Annotated in this window: 9 protein-coding genes; 8 read left to right on the top strand and 1 reads right to left on the bottom strand. The window is 69.8% G+C overall.

What is annotated here, in order from left to right:
• The first annotated feature begins 291 nt into the window (after positions 1–291).
• From BLU09_RS22315 to BLU09_RS22280, 8 genes are all read left to right on the top strand, one after another.
• Positions 292–1,740 (top strand): hypothetical protein, encoded by a 1,449-nt coding sequence (locus BLU09_RS22315; protein WP_090491524.1) that lies wholly within the window; start codon positions 292–294, stop codon positions 1,738–1,740.
• Between the two features lie 229 nt (positions 1,741–1,969).
• Entirely contained in the window at positions 1,970–3,001 is a 1,032-nt protein-coding gene (locus BLU09_RS22310) for an LLM class flavin-dependent oxidoreductase (protein WP_090491523.1), read from the top strand.
• Between the two features lie 146 nt (positions 3,002–3,147).
• Positions 3,148–7,752, top strand: a complete 4,605-nt coding sequence (locus BLU09_RS22305) for a type I polyketide synthase (protein ID WP_090491522.1) — start codon at positions 3,148–3,150, stop codon at positions 7,750–7,752.
• Between the two features lie 18 nt (positions 7,753–7,770).
• Positions 7,771–10,851, top strand: a complete 3,081-nt coding sequence (locus tag BLU09_RS22300; protein ID WP_244171942.1) for a type I polyketide synthase — start codon at positions 7,771–7,773, stop codon at positions 10,849–10,851.
• Positions 10,852–10,885: 34 nt separating this feature from the next.
• Complete coding sequence (locus BLU09_RS22295; protein ID WP_090491521.1) at positions 10,886–12,163, top strand: glycosyltransferase family 4 protein; 1,278 nt, start codon at positions 10,886–10,888, stop codon at positions 12,161–12,163.
• Positions 12,160–12,912: a thioesterase II family protein gene (locus BLU09_RS22290; protein WP_090491520.1), complete on the top strand. Its 753-nt coding sequence runs from the start codon at positions 12,160–12,162 to the stop codon at positions 12,910–12,912. Before BLU09_RS22295 ends, BLU09_RS22290 begins: the two co-directional genes overlap by 4 nt.
• A 25-nt stretch (positions 12,913–12,937) precedes the next feature.
• Positions 12,938–13,261: a hypothetical protein gene (locus BLU09_RS22285; protein ID WP_090491519.1), complete on the top strand. Its 324-nt coding sequence runs from the start codon at positions 12,938–12,940 to the stop codon at positions 13,259–13,261.
• A 22-nt stretch (positions 13,262–13,283) separates the two neighbouring features.
• Positions 13,284–14,150: a cupin-like domain-containing protein gene (locus BLU09_RS22280; protein ID WP_090491518.1), complete on the top strand. Its 867-nt coding sequence runs from the start codon at positions 13,284–13,286 to the stop codon at positions 14,148–14,150.
• Positions 14,151–14,165: 15 nt separating this feature from the next.
• On the opposite strand, the gene BLU09_RS22275 is transcribed toward BLU09_RS22280, so the two are convergent.
• Complete coding sequence (locus BLU09_RS22275; RefSeq protein ID WP_090491517.1) at positions 14,166–15,605, bottom strand: hypothetical protein; 1,440 nt, start codon at positions 15,603–15,605, stop codon at positions 14,166–14,168.
• Between the last annotated feature and the right edge of the window lie 20 nt (positions 15,606–15,625).

The following is a 15,625-nucleotide window of genomic DNA, read 5'->3' as shown; positions in this document are numbered from 1 at the left end:
GGTGAGAGGTTCCAAGGGGTGGAGCTGTGGAAAAGCCGGAGACCTTCGCTGGGGGGGAACGCGCAGCATAAGCTATGAGCACCCACATTCCGGTTTTCGTCCGGAGTCCTGGTGCTGGGCTCGCGCGCAGCGGCTGCTGACGCGGCTCCAGACCAACACCCCGTTCGCGCTGCGGGATCAGCTCAGCCGACGCCCCGGAAGGCTGAAGCCTCCGCGTGAGCCGCCGTCGCTTCGAGCACGTAAAACAGCCGCTTTATACGCACTCTCAGTCAAAGTGCTATTACCCGGAAAATGCCACACGTCAACAGATCCCCAGGCGAGCTGAAGTTCTCCGATGAAATCCAGGCGCTGCACGGTGAGCTGTCCGCGGCGGCGGTGGCCTTCCTGAAGTTCGCGGAGCGGACGCCCGAGGTGTTCGCGCGGCACCGCTTCCACAAGTTCGAAGCGTCACCGCTGATGTATTACGAGCTGCACCGGTGGCCACTCCTCATCGACTCGCGCCGCGACCGTGAGCTGGAGGAGGTCTCGGTCAAGCTCTGCCGGCTCGTCAAGCGCGGGCCTCGGTTGTTGCTGGACGGCGACCCTCGGCGCATCGCCGACTACTACGGTGTCTCGCTGGAACGGGCGCGCGTGGCGGCGGAGGTCCTGGCTAACACGGAGGACGCGCGCGGCGCGCTCAGTCGCGGGGACTTCATCGACTCGGCCGACGGCCTCAAGTGCCTTGAGATCAACATGATGGCGGGCCTGGGCGGATGGGAGACGGGGCTCAAGGCTCAGGTGGTGATGGACCAGCCCGTGCTCCAGCGCTTCACCGAGGAGCAGGGCCTGCGCATCCAGCTTCAGGACACGCTGCGAGCCTTCCTGAGTCATGTCGTCGAGGACGTGCGACGGACCGTTGCGTGGGAGGGCGAATGCAACCTGGCCGTGCTCTTCCCCGACAACGAGCTGCCCGACGCCACGGGCAGGGAGATGGCAACGCTGCTGCTCAACAGCACGCTGAGCGAGTTGCTCGCTGCTGAAGGCGCGAAGGGCGAGGTGCTCATTGGCACCTACAGCGAGGTGAAGGACGCGGAGGGCCACTGCTTCACGATGCGCGGCCGGCGACTGCATGCCGTGCAGGAACATGACGCGAGAGATCGGCTCGAAGTGGTGGGCCTGGACTTCGACGCCCGCGTCCGCGCCGCGCTCGCCGCGCGCACCTTGTGTCTCTACAACGGCCCAGCGCAGGAGCTGCTCGACGACAAGCTCAACATCGCGCTGCTGTCAGAGAACGAAGCGTCACCCGAGCTCACGCAAGAGGAGCGTGAGCTCATCCGCCGGCACATTCCCTGGACGCGCCGCGTGCGCTCCACCCAGACGACGCGCGACGGCGCCTCCGTGTGGCTGCCCGACGAGCTCGCCGCCTCGAAGCGCGAAGGCCTGGTGCTCAAGGCGGGCCGCGCCTATGGCGGCAAGTCGGTGCTGATTGGCCGCGCGATGACCGCCGAGGACTGGGACGCCGCCATCCAGGAAGCCCTGGAGCACGGCGGGTGGATTGTCCAGGAGCGCGTCGAGCCCCGCCCCTACCACTTCCTGCGGGATGACGGCGCCGTGGGCCCCCACATCCTCATCTGGGGCGCCTTTGTCTTCGGTGAGCGCTACGGCGGAACCATGGTGCGACTGAACCCCACCGGTCAGGGCAAGGACGTGGTCAACGCGACCCAAGGCGCGTTGATGTGCGCGCTCGTCGTCGTTGAGTAACAGCCTGTGTCACACCGAGCCTCGGGGAACGAAAGAGCCCCTGGCATTCAGGCTCACTCCGGGCTGACACCCATTCTCAATTTTCAAGCATAATCAACCAAATCCCATTTGTCGCAGATAACCGCGTTACTATAGGCTTTGTCACCATCATGAAACGCGGACACGCGACGACTCGGCCCGTCTCGAAGCGGCCCCGAGGGCGCCGTCTGCCCGGGAAGGAACGCTCGCCGTGAAGCTCAGTGTTCTCGATCACTCCATCGTCGCCAGCGGCTCCCAGACACGTGCGGCCTTCCAAAACACGGTGGAGCTGGCTCGAGCCGCCGAGCAGCTCGGTTATCACCGCTTCTGGCTCGCGGAGCATCACGGCTCAGGACACTTCGCGGGCGTGGCGCCGGAAATCCTCGTCGCGCATGTCGCAGCGGCGACGTCTCGCATCCGGGTGGGAACGGGCGGCGTCCTGCTGTCGAACTACAGCCCCTTCAAGGTCGCCGAGGTCTTCCGGCTGCTGGAGACGCTCCACCCCAACCGCATCGACCTGGGCATCGGCCGGACATCAGGCAGCACGGACCTGGTGGCCCGCGCACTGGCCTACGGGCCGCCGATGAACAACGAGAACTTCCCCACGAAGCTGGAGGATCTCGTCGCCTTCCTGTCGGGCACCACGCCCGCGACGCCCGAGTTCGAGAAGCTGAGCCTGAAGACCATGGCGCCGGGCATGCCGCAGGTCTGGGCCCTGGGCTCGGGCGAGCAGAGCGCCGCGCTCGCGGCCCGGCTGGGTCTGTCCTTCTGCTTCGCGCACTTCTTCAACCCCATCCATGGTGGCCCGGTGACGCGGGGGTATCGCGAGCGCTTCCAGCCTTCGCACGTGCAGGCGGCGCCCAACTCCGCCGTCAGCGTTTACGTCATCTGTGCCCCGACCGAGCAGGAGGCCCGGCGAATAGCCCGGAGCAGCGACCTGCTGACCATCAACACGCGCAGGGGCCGGCCCGAAGCGCCCATTCCTTCCATCGAGGAGGCGGAGGCCTACGCCTACACGCCCGAGGACCTGGCCACACTCGAGTTCGACCGCAAGCGCGTCGTGTGTGGTTCACCGGACCAGGTGAAGGAACAGCTGTTGCGCATGGCCGCCGAATTCCAGGCGGACGAGCTGCTCGTCACCACCATCGTCCACGACCATCGCGCCCGGATGCGCTCCTACGAGCTGCTTGCTGACGCGTTCTCTCTCACGAGCACGCCGCCCGCCGCCCAGGCAGCCAGCTGAGCCTCGCCTCCGCGCAACGCGGAGCCCTGCCCCGCGTCACGGCCACCGCCCTGAGCCCCGCGACATGAGGGCTCCGTGGGGAGTGTGCGTGGTGCCGCCGGGCCGCTACCCCATCTCGCTTCCTGAACGTGAGTTCGTCGACTGCCATGAGCGAAGACAACCTGAGTGAAGGCGACGATCTGGCCATTGCCATCGTCGGAATGGCGGGCCGCTTCCCGGGCTCCCCCGACGTGGAGACCTTCTGGCGGAACCTCTGCGAGGGTGTGGAGGGCATCCGCTTCTTCACGGACGACGAACTGAAGGCACGCGGCGTTCCCGAGGAGCGCCTGCGACAGCCAGGCTTCGTGCGCGCCGGAGCCGTGCTGGACCAGGTGGACGCGTTCGACGCGAGCTTCTTCGGCTATTCGCCGCGCGAGGCGGCGCTGATGGATCCGCAGCACCGCATCTTCCTGGAGTGCGCGTGGGAGGCCATCGAGCGCGCGGGCCACGGACTGGATACGGAGTCGCGCTCGGTGGGCGTCTTCGCGGGCACGAGCCTGAGCACGTACCTGCTCTTCAACCTGCGCACGCACCCGGAGCTGCTCGAATCGAGCGACAGCTTCCAGGTGATGATTGGCAACGACAAGGACTTCCTCGCCACGCGACTGGCGTACCACCTGGACCTCAAGGGCCCCAGCCTGGATGTCCAGACGGGTTGCTCCACGTCGCTGGTCGCCACCCACCTGGCCTGTCAGTCCCTGATGGGCTTCCAGTGTGACGTGGCCATCGCGGGCGGCGTGTCCGTGGACGTGCCCCAGCGCACGGGCTACGTGCACCAGCCCGGTGGCATCGCGTCGCCGGATGGCCACTGCCGCCCCTTCGACGCACAGGCTCAGGGAACGCTCTTCGGCAGCGGCGTGGGCGTGGTGGTGCTCAAGCGGCTGGATGACGCGCTCGCGGACGGCAGCCACATCCACGCCGTCATCCGGGCCTCCGCCATCAACAACGACGGTGCCTCGAAGCTCGGCTACACCGCGCCCAGCGCCGAGGGACAGGCGGAGGTCATCGCCCGCACCCACGCCCTGGCGGGCGTGACGCCGGACACCGTGGGTTACGTGGAGACGCACGGCACCGGCACCCTGCTGGGAGATCCGGTCGAGGTCTCCGCGCTGACGAGCGCCTTCCGCGCCGGCACCGAGGCCACCAGCTTCTGCGCGCTCGGCTCGGTCAAGTCGAACATCGGCCACCTGGACGCGGCGGCCGGCGTGGCCGGGCTCATCAAGACGGCCCTGGCGGTGGAGCACGGACGCATTCCCCCCACCCTCCACTGCCACACGCCCAACCCGAACATCGACTGGGCGCGCAGCCCCTTCTTCGTGAATGCCGCGTTGAGGGACTGGCAACCGCATGACCACCGGCGCCGCGCGGGCGTGAGCTCCTTTGGCATTGGTGGCACCAACGCCCACGCACTGCTGGAAGCGCCGCCGCCCCCAGCGCCCTCCGGTCCGTCGCGGCCATGGCAGCTGCTGGTGCTCTCCGCGAAGAAGCCGGCCGCGCTCGACGCGCTCACCCAGAACCTGGGCACGCACCTGGAGGCGCACCCCGAGCAATCCCTGGCGGACGTGGCCTACACCCTCCAGGTTGGCCGCAAGGCCTTCCCGCACCGGCGCGTCGTGGTCTGCGAGAGTGGCGAGGACGCGGCCACGGTGCTGTCCGAGGTGAACCCCGAGCGCGTGTTCACGGACGTGGCCAAGGACGGTGGCCGATCCGTCGTGTTCCTCTTCCCCGGCGGTGGCGCGCAGCACCTGCGCATGGGGCAGGAGCTGTACGAGAAGGAGCCCGCCTTCCGCGAAGCCTTCGACGCGTGCGCCGCCATCTTCCAGCGCCGCGGCGGACCGTCGCTTCGCACGGTGCTGTACCCGGCGGGCGACGCGGACGCGGGCGCGCCCCTTCCCCGTCCCTCCGTGGGCCTGCCCGCGCTCTTCACGGTGGAGTACGCGCTGGCGAAGCTGTGGGAGTCCTGGGGCATCCGGCCCGAGGCGATGATTGGCCACAGCATGGGCGAGTACGTGGCCGCCTGCCTCGCGGGGGTCTTCTCGCTGGAGGACGCGCTGGCGTTGGTGGCCGAGCGTGGCCGCCTCTTCGAGCAGCTTCCCTCTGGCGCGATGGTGAGCGTGGCCCTGTCCGAACAGGAGCTGCTGCCGATGCTGGGCGAGCACCTGTCCCTGGCCGCCGTCAACGGACCGTCGCAATGCGTGGTGGCCGGTGACACCGCCTCGGTGGATGCGCTCTCCGCCGACCTGGCGGCGCGAGGCATCGAGCACCGCCGCGTCCACATCGATGTGGCCGCGCACTCCCACCTCATCGACTCCATCCTGCCGGCGTTCGCGGCCTTCGTCGGTCGGCTGAAGCTCCAGACGCCGACGCAGCCCTTCGTCTCAGGTGTCACGGGGACATGGGTGACCGAGGAGGAGGCCACCGACCCGAGGTACTGGGTGCGCCACCTGCGGCAGACGGTGCGCTTCGGTCCGGGCGTGCGTTGCCTGCTGGAGAACCCGTCGCGCGTGCTGCTGGAGGTCGGTCCCGGGCGGACGCTGGGCTCGCTCGCGCGCCTGCAGGTGGAGCGCGGCCAGCCCACCGTGGTGCTCACGTCGATGCGGGCGCCTCGTGAGCCCGGCTCCGACATGCGCTTCGTCCTCACCACGCTGGGCCGGCTCTGGGCGGCGGGCGTTCCCATGGACTGGCGACGTCTCCAGGCCGGAGAGCAGCGCCGGCGCGTGGTGCTGCCCACCTACCCCTTCGAGCGCAAGCGGCACTGGCTGGAGCCGAATGCAGCCGGCATCGCGATCGCCAGCGACGTCCCGCTCGCCCGGCGCAAGGACGCGGCGGACTGGTTCTATCTGCCCTCCTGGAAGCGCACGCTCGTGCCGCGCGCGACCACCGCCGCGCCCCAGAACTGGCTCGTCTTCACCGACACCGGCGGGCTGGGAGACGCCTTGGCGACACGGCTGGCGGAGAGCGGCGGCCGGGTCACCCGGGTGTCACAGGGCTCCGACTTCCGCCGAGTGGATGACGGCGCCTTCGAAGTGGACCCAACCCGCCCGGAGACCTACGCGGCGCTGCTGAACGCGCTCGCCGAGGACTCCTGCCGGCCCGAGCGCATCGTCCACCTGTGGAGCGTGGACTCCACGGGAGAAGGACTGGCGGGCGTGGAGCACGCCCAGCGTACAGGCTTCTTCAGCCTGCTCTTCCTCGCACAGGCCCTGGCTGGCCATGGCGCGGCCGGGCCCGTGCAAATGACGGTGGTCTCCAGCGGCGTGCAGGCCGTCACCGGACATGAGGTGCTGGCCCCGGAGAAGGCCACGCTCCTGGGCGCCTGCCGTGTGCTGCCGCACGAGGTGCCGGGCCTGACATGTCGGTCGATCGACGTGGAGGCCCCGCGCTGTAGCAAGACGCTCCAGGCCCTGGTGACGCGGCTGGTGGGTGAGCTGGCCACGGGTTCCTCCAACGGCGCCGTGGCGCTCCGAGGCCCGAGCCGTTGGGAACAGTCGTTCGAGCAGGTGCGCATCTCCGCGCCCGCCGCGGATGCGCCGCCGCGCCTGCGTCCGCGAGGCACGTACCTCATCACCGGCGGCCTGGGTGGCATCGGCCTGGTGCTGGCGGAGTCGCTCGCGCGGCAGGTCCAGGCCCGGCTGGTGCTGGTGGGCCGCAATGCCCTGCCGGAACGAGACACCTGGGACTCCTGGCTCGCCGAGCACGGTGAGCAGGACCGGGTGAGTCAGCGGATTCGTCAAGTGCTGGCGCTGGAGGCCCTGGGCTCCGAGGTCCTGGTCCTCCCGGCGGACGTGGGCGACGCCGAGCAGATGGCCGAGTTGCTGCGCCGGGCGCGCCAGTCCTTTGGCGAACTCCACGGCGTCATCCACGCCGCGGGCGTGCCCGCGGGCGGCCTGGCCCAGCTCCGCACCCAGAAGGCCGTGGAGGACGTCCTGCGTCCCAAGGTGTGGGGCACGTGGATCCTGCACGCGCTGCTGCACGACACGCCCCTGGACTTCTTCGTGCTCTGCTCGTCTCGCACCGCCTACACGGCGGAGCCCGGGCAGGTTGACCACTGCGCCGCATGCGCCTTCCAGGATGCCTTCGCGCACCAGGCCGCGGCGACGGGGAACCTGCCGATCATCTCCCTGGGCTGGGACACCTGGCGCGAGGTGGGTCAGGCCGTAACGACGCAGATGCCGGACGGCGCCAACCCGATGCGGGAGGCGATGCTGGCCCATGCCCTGACCCCGGCCGAGGGCGTGGACGTCTTCGAGCGCGTGTTGGCGCAGGCCCCCACCCACGTCGTGGTGTCCACCGAGGACCTGCGAGCGGCCATGGCGCGCAGCGCCTCGCTGCTCCAGGACTTGATGGGCCCCATGGAGGCGGACGCCGCGCCGGCGACCGAGCGCGCGGCGCCCGCCAGCATGGACGAGGCGGAGCGCGAGCTGGCGGACATCTGGCAGCGCTTCCTGGGCGTGGAGAGCGTGGCGCTGCACGAGAACTTCTTCGAGCTCGGTGGGAACTCGCTGATTGGCCTGAAGGTCATCAACGAGGTGAAGCGCCGCTTCGGCAAGGACCTGCCGGTGGTGTCGCTCTTCGAGAACCCCACGCTCAGCGCCATGGCCCGGCTGCTGACCCGAGGGCAGGAGCAGGCCTCGGCCACCACCAGTGAGCGGCGAAGCCGTGGAGCCAGACGTCGGGAGCTCATCCAGCAGCGGCGCCAGTCGGGGAACTGAGCGCAAGAGGGGGACAGCGTGTCGGACAGCAACACGGGGATGGAGATCGCAATCACCGGCATGGCCGGGCGCTTCCCAGGCGCGCGCAACCTGGAGGAGCTGTGGCGCAACCTCTGCGACGGCGTGGAGTCCATTGAGCCGCTTTCGGACGAGGCAGTCCTCAAGGCGGGCCTGCCCTCCGAGGTGCTGAAGGATCCGCACTTCGTGAAGGTGGCCTCACGGCTGGACGACGTGGCGGGCTTCGACGCGGCCTTCTTCGGCTACACGCCGCGCGAGGCGGAGGTCATGGACCCGCAGCAGCGCCTCTTCCTGGAGTGCGCCCTGGAGGCGTTGGAGGACGCGGGCCATGGCGCGCCGCCTCCCGAGCTGTTGGTGGGTGTCTTCGGCGGACAGGCCCTGAGCACCTACCTGCTGCTCAACCTGCTGGGGAACGCGGAGCTGATGCGCACGGTGGACCCGCTCCAGCTCAACCTGGGCAACGCGGGCAGCTTCCTCACCACGCGGGCCGCCTACAAGCTGGACCTGCGCGGCCCCAGCTTCAACATCGAGAGCGCGTGCTCCACGTCACTGGTCGCGGTCCACGTCGCCTGTCAGAGCCTGCTCAACCAGGAGTGTGACCTCGCGCTCGCGGGCGGCGTGTCCATCAACCTCCAGATTCAGGGCGGCTACCGCTACGTGGATGGCGGTATCCTGTCGCCGGACGGGCACTGCCGCCCCTTCGACGCGCAGGCCAAGGGCATCGTCTTCGGCAGCGGCGCGGGCGTGGTGGCGCTGCGCCGCCTGGAAGATGCGCTGGCGGATGGCAGCCCCATCTACGCAATCATCAAGGGCTCCGCGGTGAACAACGACGGCGCCGCGCGCGTGGGCTACACCGCGCCGGGCGTCGAGGGCCAGGCCGCCGTCATCTCCGAGGCCCTGGGCAGCGCGGGCGTATCGGCCGGGAGCATCGGCTACGTGGAGGCGCACGGCACCGGCACCGCGCTGGGAGACCCCATCGAAGTGCAGGCCCTCATCCGCGCCTTCGGCGACGAGGCAGCCGGACCGCGCACCTGCGCCCTGGGCTCCATCAAGCCCAACCTGGGCCACCTGGACGCGGCGGCGGGCGTGGCGGGCCTCATCAAGACGGCGCTGGCGCTGAAGCACCGCAAGCTGCCACCCAGCCTCAACTTCGAGACGCCGAACCCCAACATCCCCTGGGACGCGAGCCCCTTCTACGTCAACACGAAGCTGCGCGAGTGGAAGGCACCCGCCCGCGAGCCTCGGCGCGCCGGCGTGAGCAGCTTCGGCATGGGCGGAACCAACGCCCATGTCATCCTGGAGGAGCCGCCCTCCCGCGCTCCGGTTCCGTCCACGCGCCCGCACCAACTCCTGGTCCTGTCGGCGCGCACGCCCACCGCGCTCGCCGCGCAGGTCTCCCGGCTGGAGGAGCACCTCCGCGCGAACAAGGGCCTGGAGCCCGCGGACGTGGCGTACACGCTCCAGGTGGGCAGGCGGCGCCACCCGCACCGCCGCGCCATCGTTTGTCAGGGGCGCGAGGACGCGCTCACGGCGCTGGGCGACATCAGCCGGCAGCTCTCCGCCACCGAGGAGCGCACCAGCCGGCCCACCGTGTTCATGTTCCCTGGCCAGGGCGCGCAGTACGCGGGCATGGCGCAGGGCTTGTATGAGAACGAGCGTGGGTTCCGCGCGGACGTGGACGACTGCGCCACCCGGCTCATCCCACACCTCAAGCTGGACCTGCGCGAGGTCCTCTTCCCCACCGCGGACCGCGCCGAGGAGGCCCAGCGACAGTTGCAGCAGACGCGGTTGGCCCAGCCGGCCCTCTTCATCATCGAGTACGCGCTCGCGCGGCTGTGGATGTCCTGGGGCGTGCGGCCCGAGGCCATGGTGGGCCACAGCATCGGTGAGTACGTGGCCGCGTGCCTCGCGGGCGTCTTCACCTTGCCGGACGCGCTGGCCCTGGTGGCCGCGCGAGGCCAGCTGATGCAGGACCTGCCGCCGGGCGCCATGCTCTCCGTCGCGCTGTCGGAAGCAGAGCTGGTGTCGTCGCTGGATGCGCGGCTGTCCGTGGCCGCGGTGAACGCGCCGTCGATGACGGTGGTCGCCGGCCCCGACGACGCCGTGGACGCGCTGAAGGCCCGGCTGGACGCACGTGGCGTCCAGTCGCGTCGCCTGCACACCTCGCACGCGTTCCACTCGGCGATGATGGACCCCATCGTCGCCCCCTTCACCGAGCGGCTGCGCCGGATGAAGCTGTCCGCGCCGCAGATTCCCTTCCTCTCCAACGTCACCGGCACGTGGGTGACGGCCGCCGAGGCGAAGGACCCGGCCTACTGGGCCCGCCACCTGCGTCAGCCCGTCCGCTTCGCCGCGGGGCTCGCGCAGCTGCAACCCGCGCAGGTGCTCCTGGAGGTCGGTCCCGGCCGCACGCTGACCACCTTCGCGTCCCAGCCTGGCGCGCTCCGGCAGGCGCCCACCACGGTGACATCGCTGCGTCATCCGGACACGCGGCAGGCGGATACGGCCGTGCTGCTCGGCGCGCTGGGACAGCTCTGGCTGTCCGGCGTGGATGTGGACTGGGAAGCCTTCAACGGCGAGGCACGGCGCCAACGCGTCGGGCTGCCCACCTACCCCTTCGAGCGCAAGCGCTACTGGGTCTCCCCCGACGGGCACCGCGCCCTGGCCGCCGCGCCGTCCGCGGAGCGCGCCCCCGAAGCGGAGGAGCCTGACGAGGCCCCCGCCGCGGGCTACTCCCGCCCCGCGATGGCCGTGGCCTACGTGGCCCCCGACACCGAGGACCAGCAGGTGGTGGCGCGCATCTGGGAGGACGTGTTGGGCGTGCGGCCGGTGGGCGTCCACGACGACTTCTTCGCGCTCGGTGGCCACTCCTTGCTGGCCACCACGGTGGTGGGACGGCTGCGGGACACCTTCGGCTTCACGGTGCCGTTGCAATCGCTGTTCGAGGCGCCGACGGTGGCTCGACTGGCGGCCCTGGTGGCCGAGCAGCGCAAGAGCCCCGGCCATGACGACCCGGAGGTGGAGGCCCTGCTGCGAATGCTGGCCGAGCTCACCGCCAAGGAGGGCGCGGTCAGCCGTTAGCCGCGCGCCCACACCCCTTTTGAGAGACAGCCCCATGGCACCTCCTATCTCCCCACCCCTGAAGGCGCTCCTCCTGGCCATGGAGTACACGCCGAACGTGGCCGGCGGTGTGGGCACCTATGTCTACGAGCTGGCCCGCGGGCTGGCGCGCGGCGGGTGCAAGGTCACCGTCCTGGCGTACACGCCCGGCGAGCCCGCCGTGCTCCGCGAGCCCAACCTCACCGTGCACATGATGCCGCCCAGCCGCGGCAGCCTCTCCCAGGCGGGAAAGCTCTCCCTGGTGGGCGGCATCCGCGTCTTCAACGACGACCTGATTCACCGAGGCCGCGAGCTCATCCACGAGGAGAAGCCAGACCTCATCCACTTCCATCAGTGGCACACCCACCGTGCCGCGCGAGCGCTGGCCCACGAGGACGGTGTGCCGGTGCTGGGGACCAGCCACTACATCTCCGAGCCCGCCGAGCGATGGTGGGGACAGACACCCGACCCGGAGATTCTCGAGGAGGAGCGCAGCTTCTACGACGGGTCGACGAACGTCATCTCGGTGAGTGACTCCATGAGCGAGCTCATCCGGGAGACCTATGGGATGCCGGCGTCGCTGCTGCACACCATCCACTGCGGCATGGACGCGGGCCCCTTCCTCCAGCCCTCGCACGAGCCGGAGGACTACGCCCGGCTGCGCGCCACGGTGGCCACGCCGGAGGACCCGGTCGTCCTCTACACGGGCCGGCTCCATCCCATGAAGGGCATCAGCGCCATCTTCGCCGCCGCCGAGCGCGTGCTCGAACGGCGCCCCAACGTGCGCTTCCTCCTGGCCGGTGGCACCGACTCGCGTGAGTCCACGCAGATGGTGCAGACGCTGACCCAGCGCTACGCGCACCTGCGCCACCGCATCAAGCTGCTGGGCAAGCTGCCACGCCAGCAGCTCGGGCTGCTTCATCGAATCGCGGATCTGGCGCTGGTGCCTTCGCTCTACGAGCCCTTTGGCTACACGGCCATCGAGGCCATGGCCTCTGGTCTGCCGCTGGTGGCGACGCGCTCCGGAGGCCCGTCGGAAATCGTGGACCACGAGAAGACGGGCCTGCTCGTCCCGGTGCTCCCCGGCGCACCGGGAGGCCCGCGCGAAGTGGACGTCGAGTCGCTCGCCGCCGCGCAGCTCAACCTGCTGGAAGACCGTGAGCGGGCGCGGCGCATGGGGCTCGCCGGTCAGCAACGCGTGGTGGAGCTGTTCAGCCTGCCGCGCATGGTGGCCGCCAACCTCGCCGTGTACCAGAAGCTCGTTGGCGGACAGGGACACGAGGTGCGGTCATGACGGATTGGTTGGCCTTCCACGTCCCCGCACCGGCGTCCTGGGCGCGGCTGTTCTGCCTGCCTCACGCGGGTGGCAGCGCCTCCCTGTTCCGCACCTGGCAAGCGGAGCTGGGACAGGACATCGAGGTGTGCCCGGTGCAGCTCCCCGGCCGGGAGAACCGCCTTCGCGAGCCGCCCCTGCGCGCACTGCCGGACGTCATCGCCCCCTTGGTGGACGTGCTGGCGAAGCACACGGACAAGCCCTATGCCCTCTTCGGACACAGCATGGGCGCGCTGCTCGCATACGAGCTGACGCGGGCCCTGCGCCAGCGCGGGCTACCGGCGCCGCTGCACCTCTTCGTCGCCAGCTACCGGGCGCCGCACACGCTCCAGGCCCACACCCCGGCCACGGCCACCCACGACATCGACGCGTCCGAGGCCCGGCGCCTGGGCGAGTCACGCGCCGTGTCGGGCGAGATGGCGGAAGAGCTGCTGACGTTGATGCGCGCCACCATGTTGGCGGACACCGCCGTGTGTGAGGGCTACTCGTGGAAGCCGGGCCCCGTCCTGGCGTGCCCGCTCTCCGCCTTCCGCGGCTTCGACGACTACGTGCCCGATGACGCGACGGAGGCGTGGCGCCAGCTCACCTCCGGTCCGTTCGCCACCCAGACGTTCCTGGGAGACCACTTCTTCCTGCGACAGACGCCGCGCGGCCTGCTGCAGAACATCCGCCGGAGCCTCACCAGGCTGCGGCCCGCATCGACTCGCTGACCCCATTTCCAAAGGAGCCTTCCCGATGAAGTACCTCGTCTACGTCAAGGACCGCACTTCGGGCCCCCAGCCCCAGGACCCCATCGCCCTCAACCGCGCTGTCCGTGACTGGGTGGGCGCCCGCCTCCAGGACGGCACCTTCGACTGTGCCTACTACGTCCTCCCGAAGATGGGCCTCTGTATCCTCAACGCCGACTCGCATGAGTCGCTGCTGTCGCTGCTGCGCGCCTGGCCGTCCTTCGCGTTCCAGGAGTTCGAAATCCACATGTTGGCGGACGTGCGCCACGGCATCGACAACAACTTCGAGCGCCTGCAGAAGGCTCAGGGCCAGAGCGAGAGCGCGGCCTGACGCACCACCCGGGAGAGCTGCCATGAGCACCGCCACCGCCCATAAGGGCGCAGAACCCCTGGTTCCTGAGCGCATGCCGCTCGACAACCGCCGGGCCTTCTACGAGCGCATCGAAGCGAACAACAAACCCGTCATCCTCACCGACGCCATGAAGGGCTGGCCCGCGGCCGAGCGGTGGACCTTCGACTACTTCGCCACGAAGTACCGCGACGTGAGCGTCCCCGTAGAGTGGCTGCAATACAACGCCAAGGACACGGGCGGCGTGGAGCGCGTGGGCCGCGTGCGGAAGATGAGCATGCAGGAGTACGTCGACACGCTGAAGGCGAAGGGCGGCGAGACGCCGGGCTACCTCATCGGCAATGACCTGTTCCGCACCCTGCCGGAGCTGCACAAGGACGTCCGCTTCGACGACTACGCCGTCCAGCGCAAGCTCACCGAGCAGCTTTTCTTCATGGGCCCGCGCGGCACCTTCACCCAGCTCCACCTGGACCGCGCCCACAACCTGCACGCCGTCATGGTGGGCCGCAAGCAGTGGCAGTTGTATTCGCCCAAGCGGGACGCGGAGCTGAGCCCGGCGATGCTCAGCCACCCGTGGTCCGTCGTGAGCGCCCACGACCTGACGCCCCACGGCGGCAAGGCGGACCAGCTCCCCGGCGGCCTCGTCCCGGACTACGACTTCGTCCTGGAGGCTGGGGAGATTCTCTACCTGCCCTACGGCTGGTGGCACCGCGTGTACACGGTGGAGGACGCCATCGCCACCAACTACTGGTGGTGGACCTGGTCGATGCTGGCCAGGCTGGGCCCGAAGCTCATCCCCTCCATCGCCCTGAGCGCGGTGGGCCGCATCCGCAAGCAGCAGAAGCTGGGCCGCGAGTACCGCGAGCAGTAACGCGGCCCCGAGGCCTCACTCCAGTTCGATGAGGGCGCCCACGATGGCGCCCTGCGCGACGTTCACCACGCCGGTGCCCCGCCGCATGGGGCACATGCGAAGGAAGTGCCCGCCGTAGGTCTCTCCGAGCACGAAGAGCCCCCAGACGGCGATGTAGGGCACCACCGTGCCTTCCGGTCCCAGCGTATGGAGGGGCATCGGGTGCACGCGCTCCTGCACCACCCAGCCGCCCACGTCGAGCGCCTTGCGCACGGCGGTGTCCCAGTCTGCGGCGGAGGTCGTCCCGCCCACCAGAACGGACTCGCCGCCGTAGTCCCGGCCCGGCTTGAGGACCAGGGACTCGCGTTGCGAGGCCAGCAGCTCCGGAACCAGGTACCGCGCCCCGTCCCGCTCGACGTGCGTCCGTTCCACCCGGCATGACCAGGGCACGTTCCGGCGCACCAACTCCTGTTCCGCCTCGGACAGCGCGGGCGACGTCACGTGCTCCCAGAGCAGCGCGAGGTTGCGCTTGTCGTCGAGCACATCCTGCGCCGGGCCGTTGAGGAGGCTGACCGTCCGGGCATCGAACGCGGCCTGAGCCTGCGCGACGTAGGTCGCTCCCGCCATCGCCTGCCTGTCTCGCGCGTCGTACTCCACCACGGCGTGCAGCCGCTTGCCCCGGAGCGTGAGGTGGGCGCCGGGCTCTGATTCCACCGAGCCATAGGCGGCCAGGAGAACCTCGCCGCGCGCACCTTCGGGCTGGAGGAGTTCCTGGAGCTGGGCGGTGAAGAACCGGCTCACCTGCTCCGCCGGGCCTGCTTCCGGCAAGGTGCTCGGGGAGAAGAGGATGCCGATGTTGCACTCCCCTTCCCAGTCGATGTCACGCCGCACGGTGTCGACAACGTTGGAGAAGAAGTCGCGCAGCGTCCGCGGCTGACGGACGCGCAGCCGCTGCTCCATGGCGAAGCGCTGCATCGCGGGCTGCGCCAGCACCTGTTGGACGTGGATGGCCGTCTCCCAGCCCCCGACACCCGCGGTCAGGTTGAACTCCACGCACTTGAAGGCCGTGCCGTCATGGATGAAGTCACCACGGCCAATGGCTCCGCGGGCGTCATCCGTCCGCGCCAGGGCCTCGAGCGCCGCGTGCGCCCGCTCATGCGGCAGCCCGTAGAACGCCGCCGCGCGATCCGTAGCTCCCAGCAGGCGCCGGGGGGCCCGCTTGATGAGCCGGCAGAGCGCCGGGGCGACCTCCCGCATCTGTCGTGCAACCGGGCCCTCCACGAAGGTAGGCCACGCATGCAGCTCATAGGTGATGAACGGCGACGCCTCGTGCGGCTTGAACTTGTGGCGCGAAAGGGCCTCGGGGACGCGCTCTGTGAACTCCAGGAACGCAGCGGCGGCAGGGGAAAGCTGGCCGTGCAGCGCTTTGACTTCTGGAGGGAATTGTCCGCCGGGAATCGGCTCGGGCACGCTCATGGGCGTACGGCTCCTTCATG

Source organism: Myxococcus virescens (assembly GCF_900101905.1).
Taxonomy (GTDB): domain Bacteria; phylum Myxococcota; class Myxococcia; order Myxococcales; family Myxococcaceae; genus Myxococcus; species Myxococcus virescens.
The sequence above is the reverse complement of the archived record's forward strand: the minus strand, read 5'-3'. Positions and strand labels throughout refer to the sequence as shown.

Excerpts from the sequence above, each read along its gene's own strand:
- BLU09_RS22315 (WP_090491524.1), top strand. The coding sequence starts at position 292 with ATGCCACACGTCAACAGATCCCCAGGCGAGCTGAAGTTCTCCGATGAA.
- BLU09_RS22305 (WP_090491522.1), top strand. The coding sequence starts at position 3,148 with ATGAGCGAAGACAACCTGAGTGAAGGCGACGATCTGGCCATTGCCATC.
- BLU09_RS22295 (WP_090491521.1), top strand. The coding sequence starts at position 10,886 with ATGGCACCTCCTATCTCCCCACCCCTGAAGGCGCTCCTCCTGGCCATG.
- BLU09_RS22290 (WP_090491520.1), top strand. The coding sequence starts at position 12,160 with ATGACGGATTGGTTGGCCTTCCACGTCCCCGCACCGGCGTCCTGGGCG.
- BLU09_RS22285 (WP_090491519.1), top strand. The coding sequence starts at position 12,938 with ATGAAGTACCTCGTCTACGTCAAGGACCGCACTTCGGGCCCCCAGCCC.
- BLU09_RS22280 (WP_090491518.1), top strand. The coding sequence starts at position 13,284 with ATGAGCACCGCCACCGCCCATAAGGGCGCAGAACCCCTGGTTCCTGAG.
- BLU09_RS22275 (WP_090491517.1), bottom strand. The coding sequence starts at position 15,605 with ATGAGCGTGCCCGAGCCGATTCCCGGCGGACAATTCCCTCCAGAAGTC.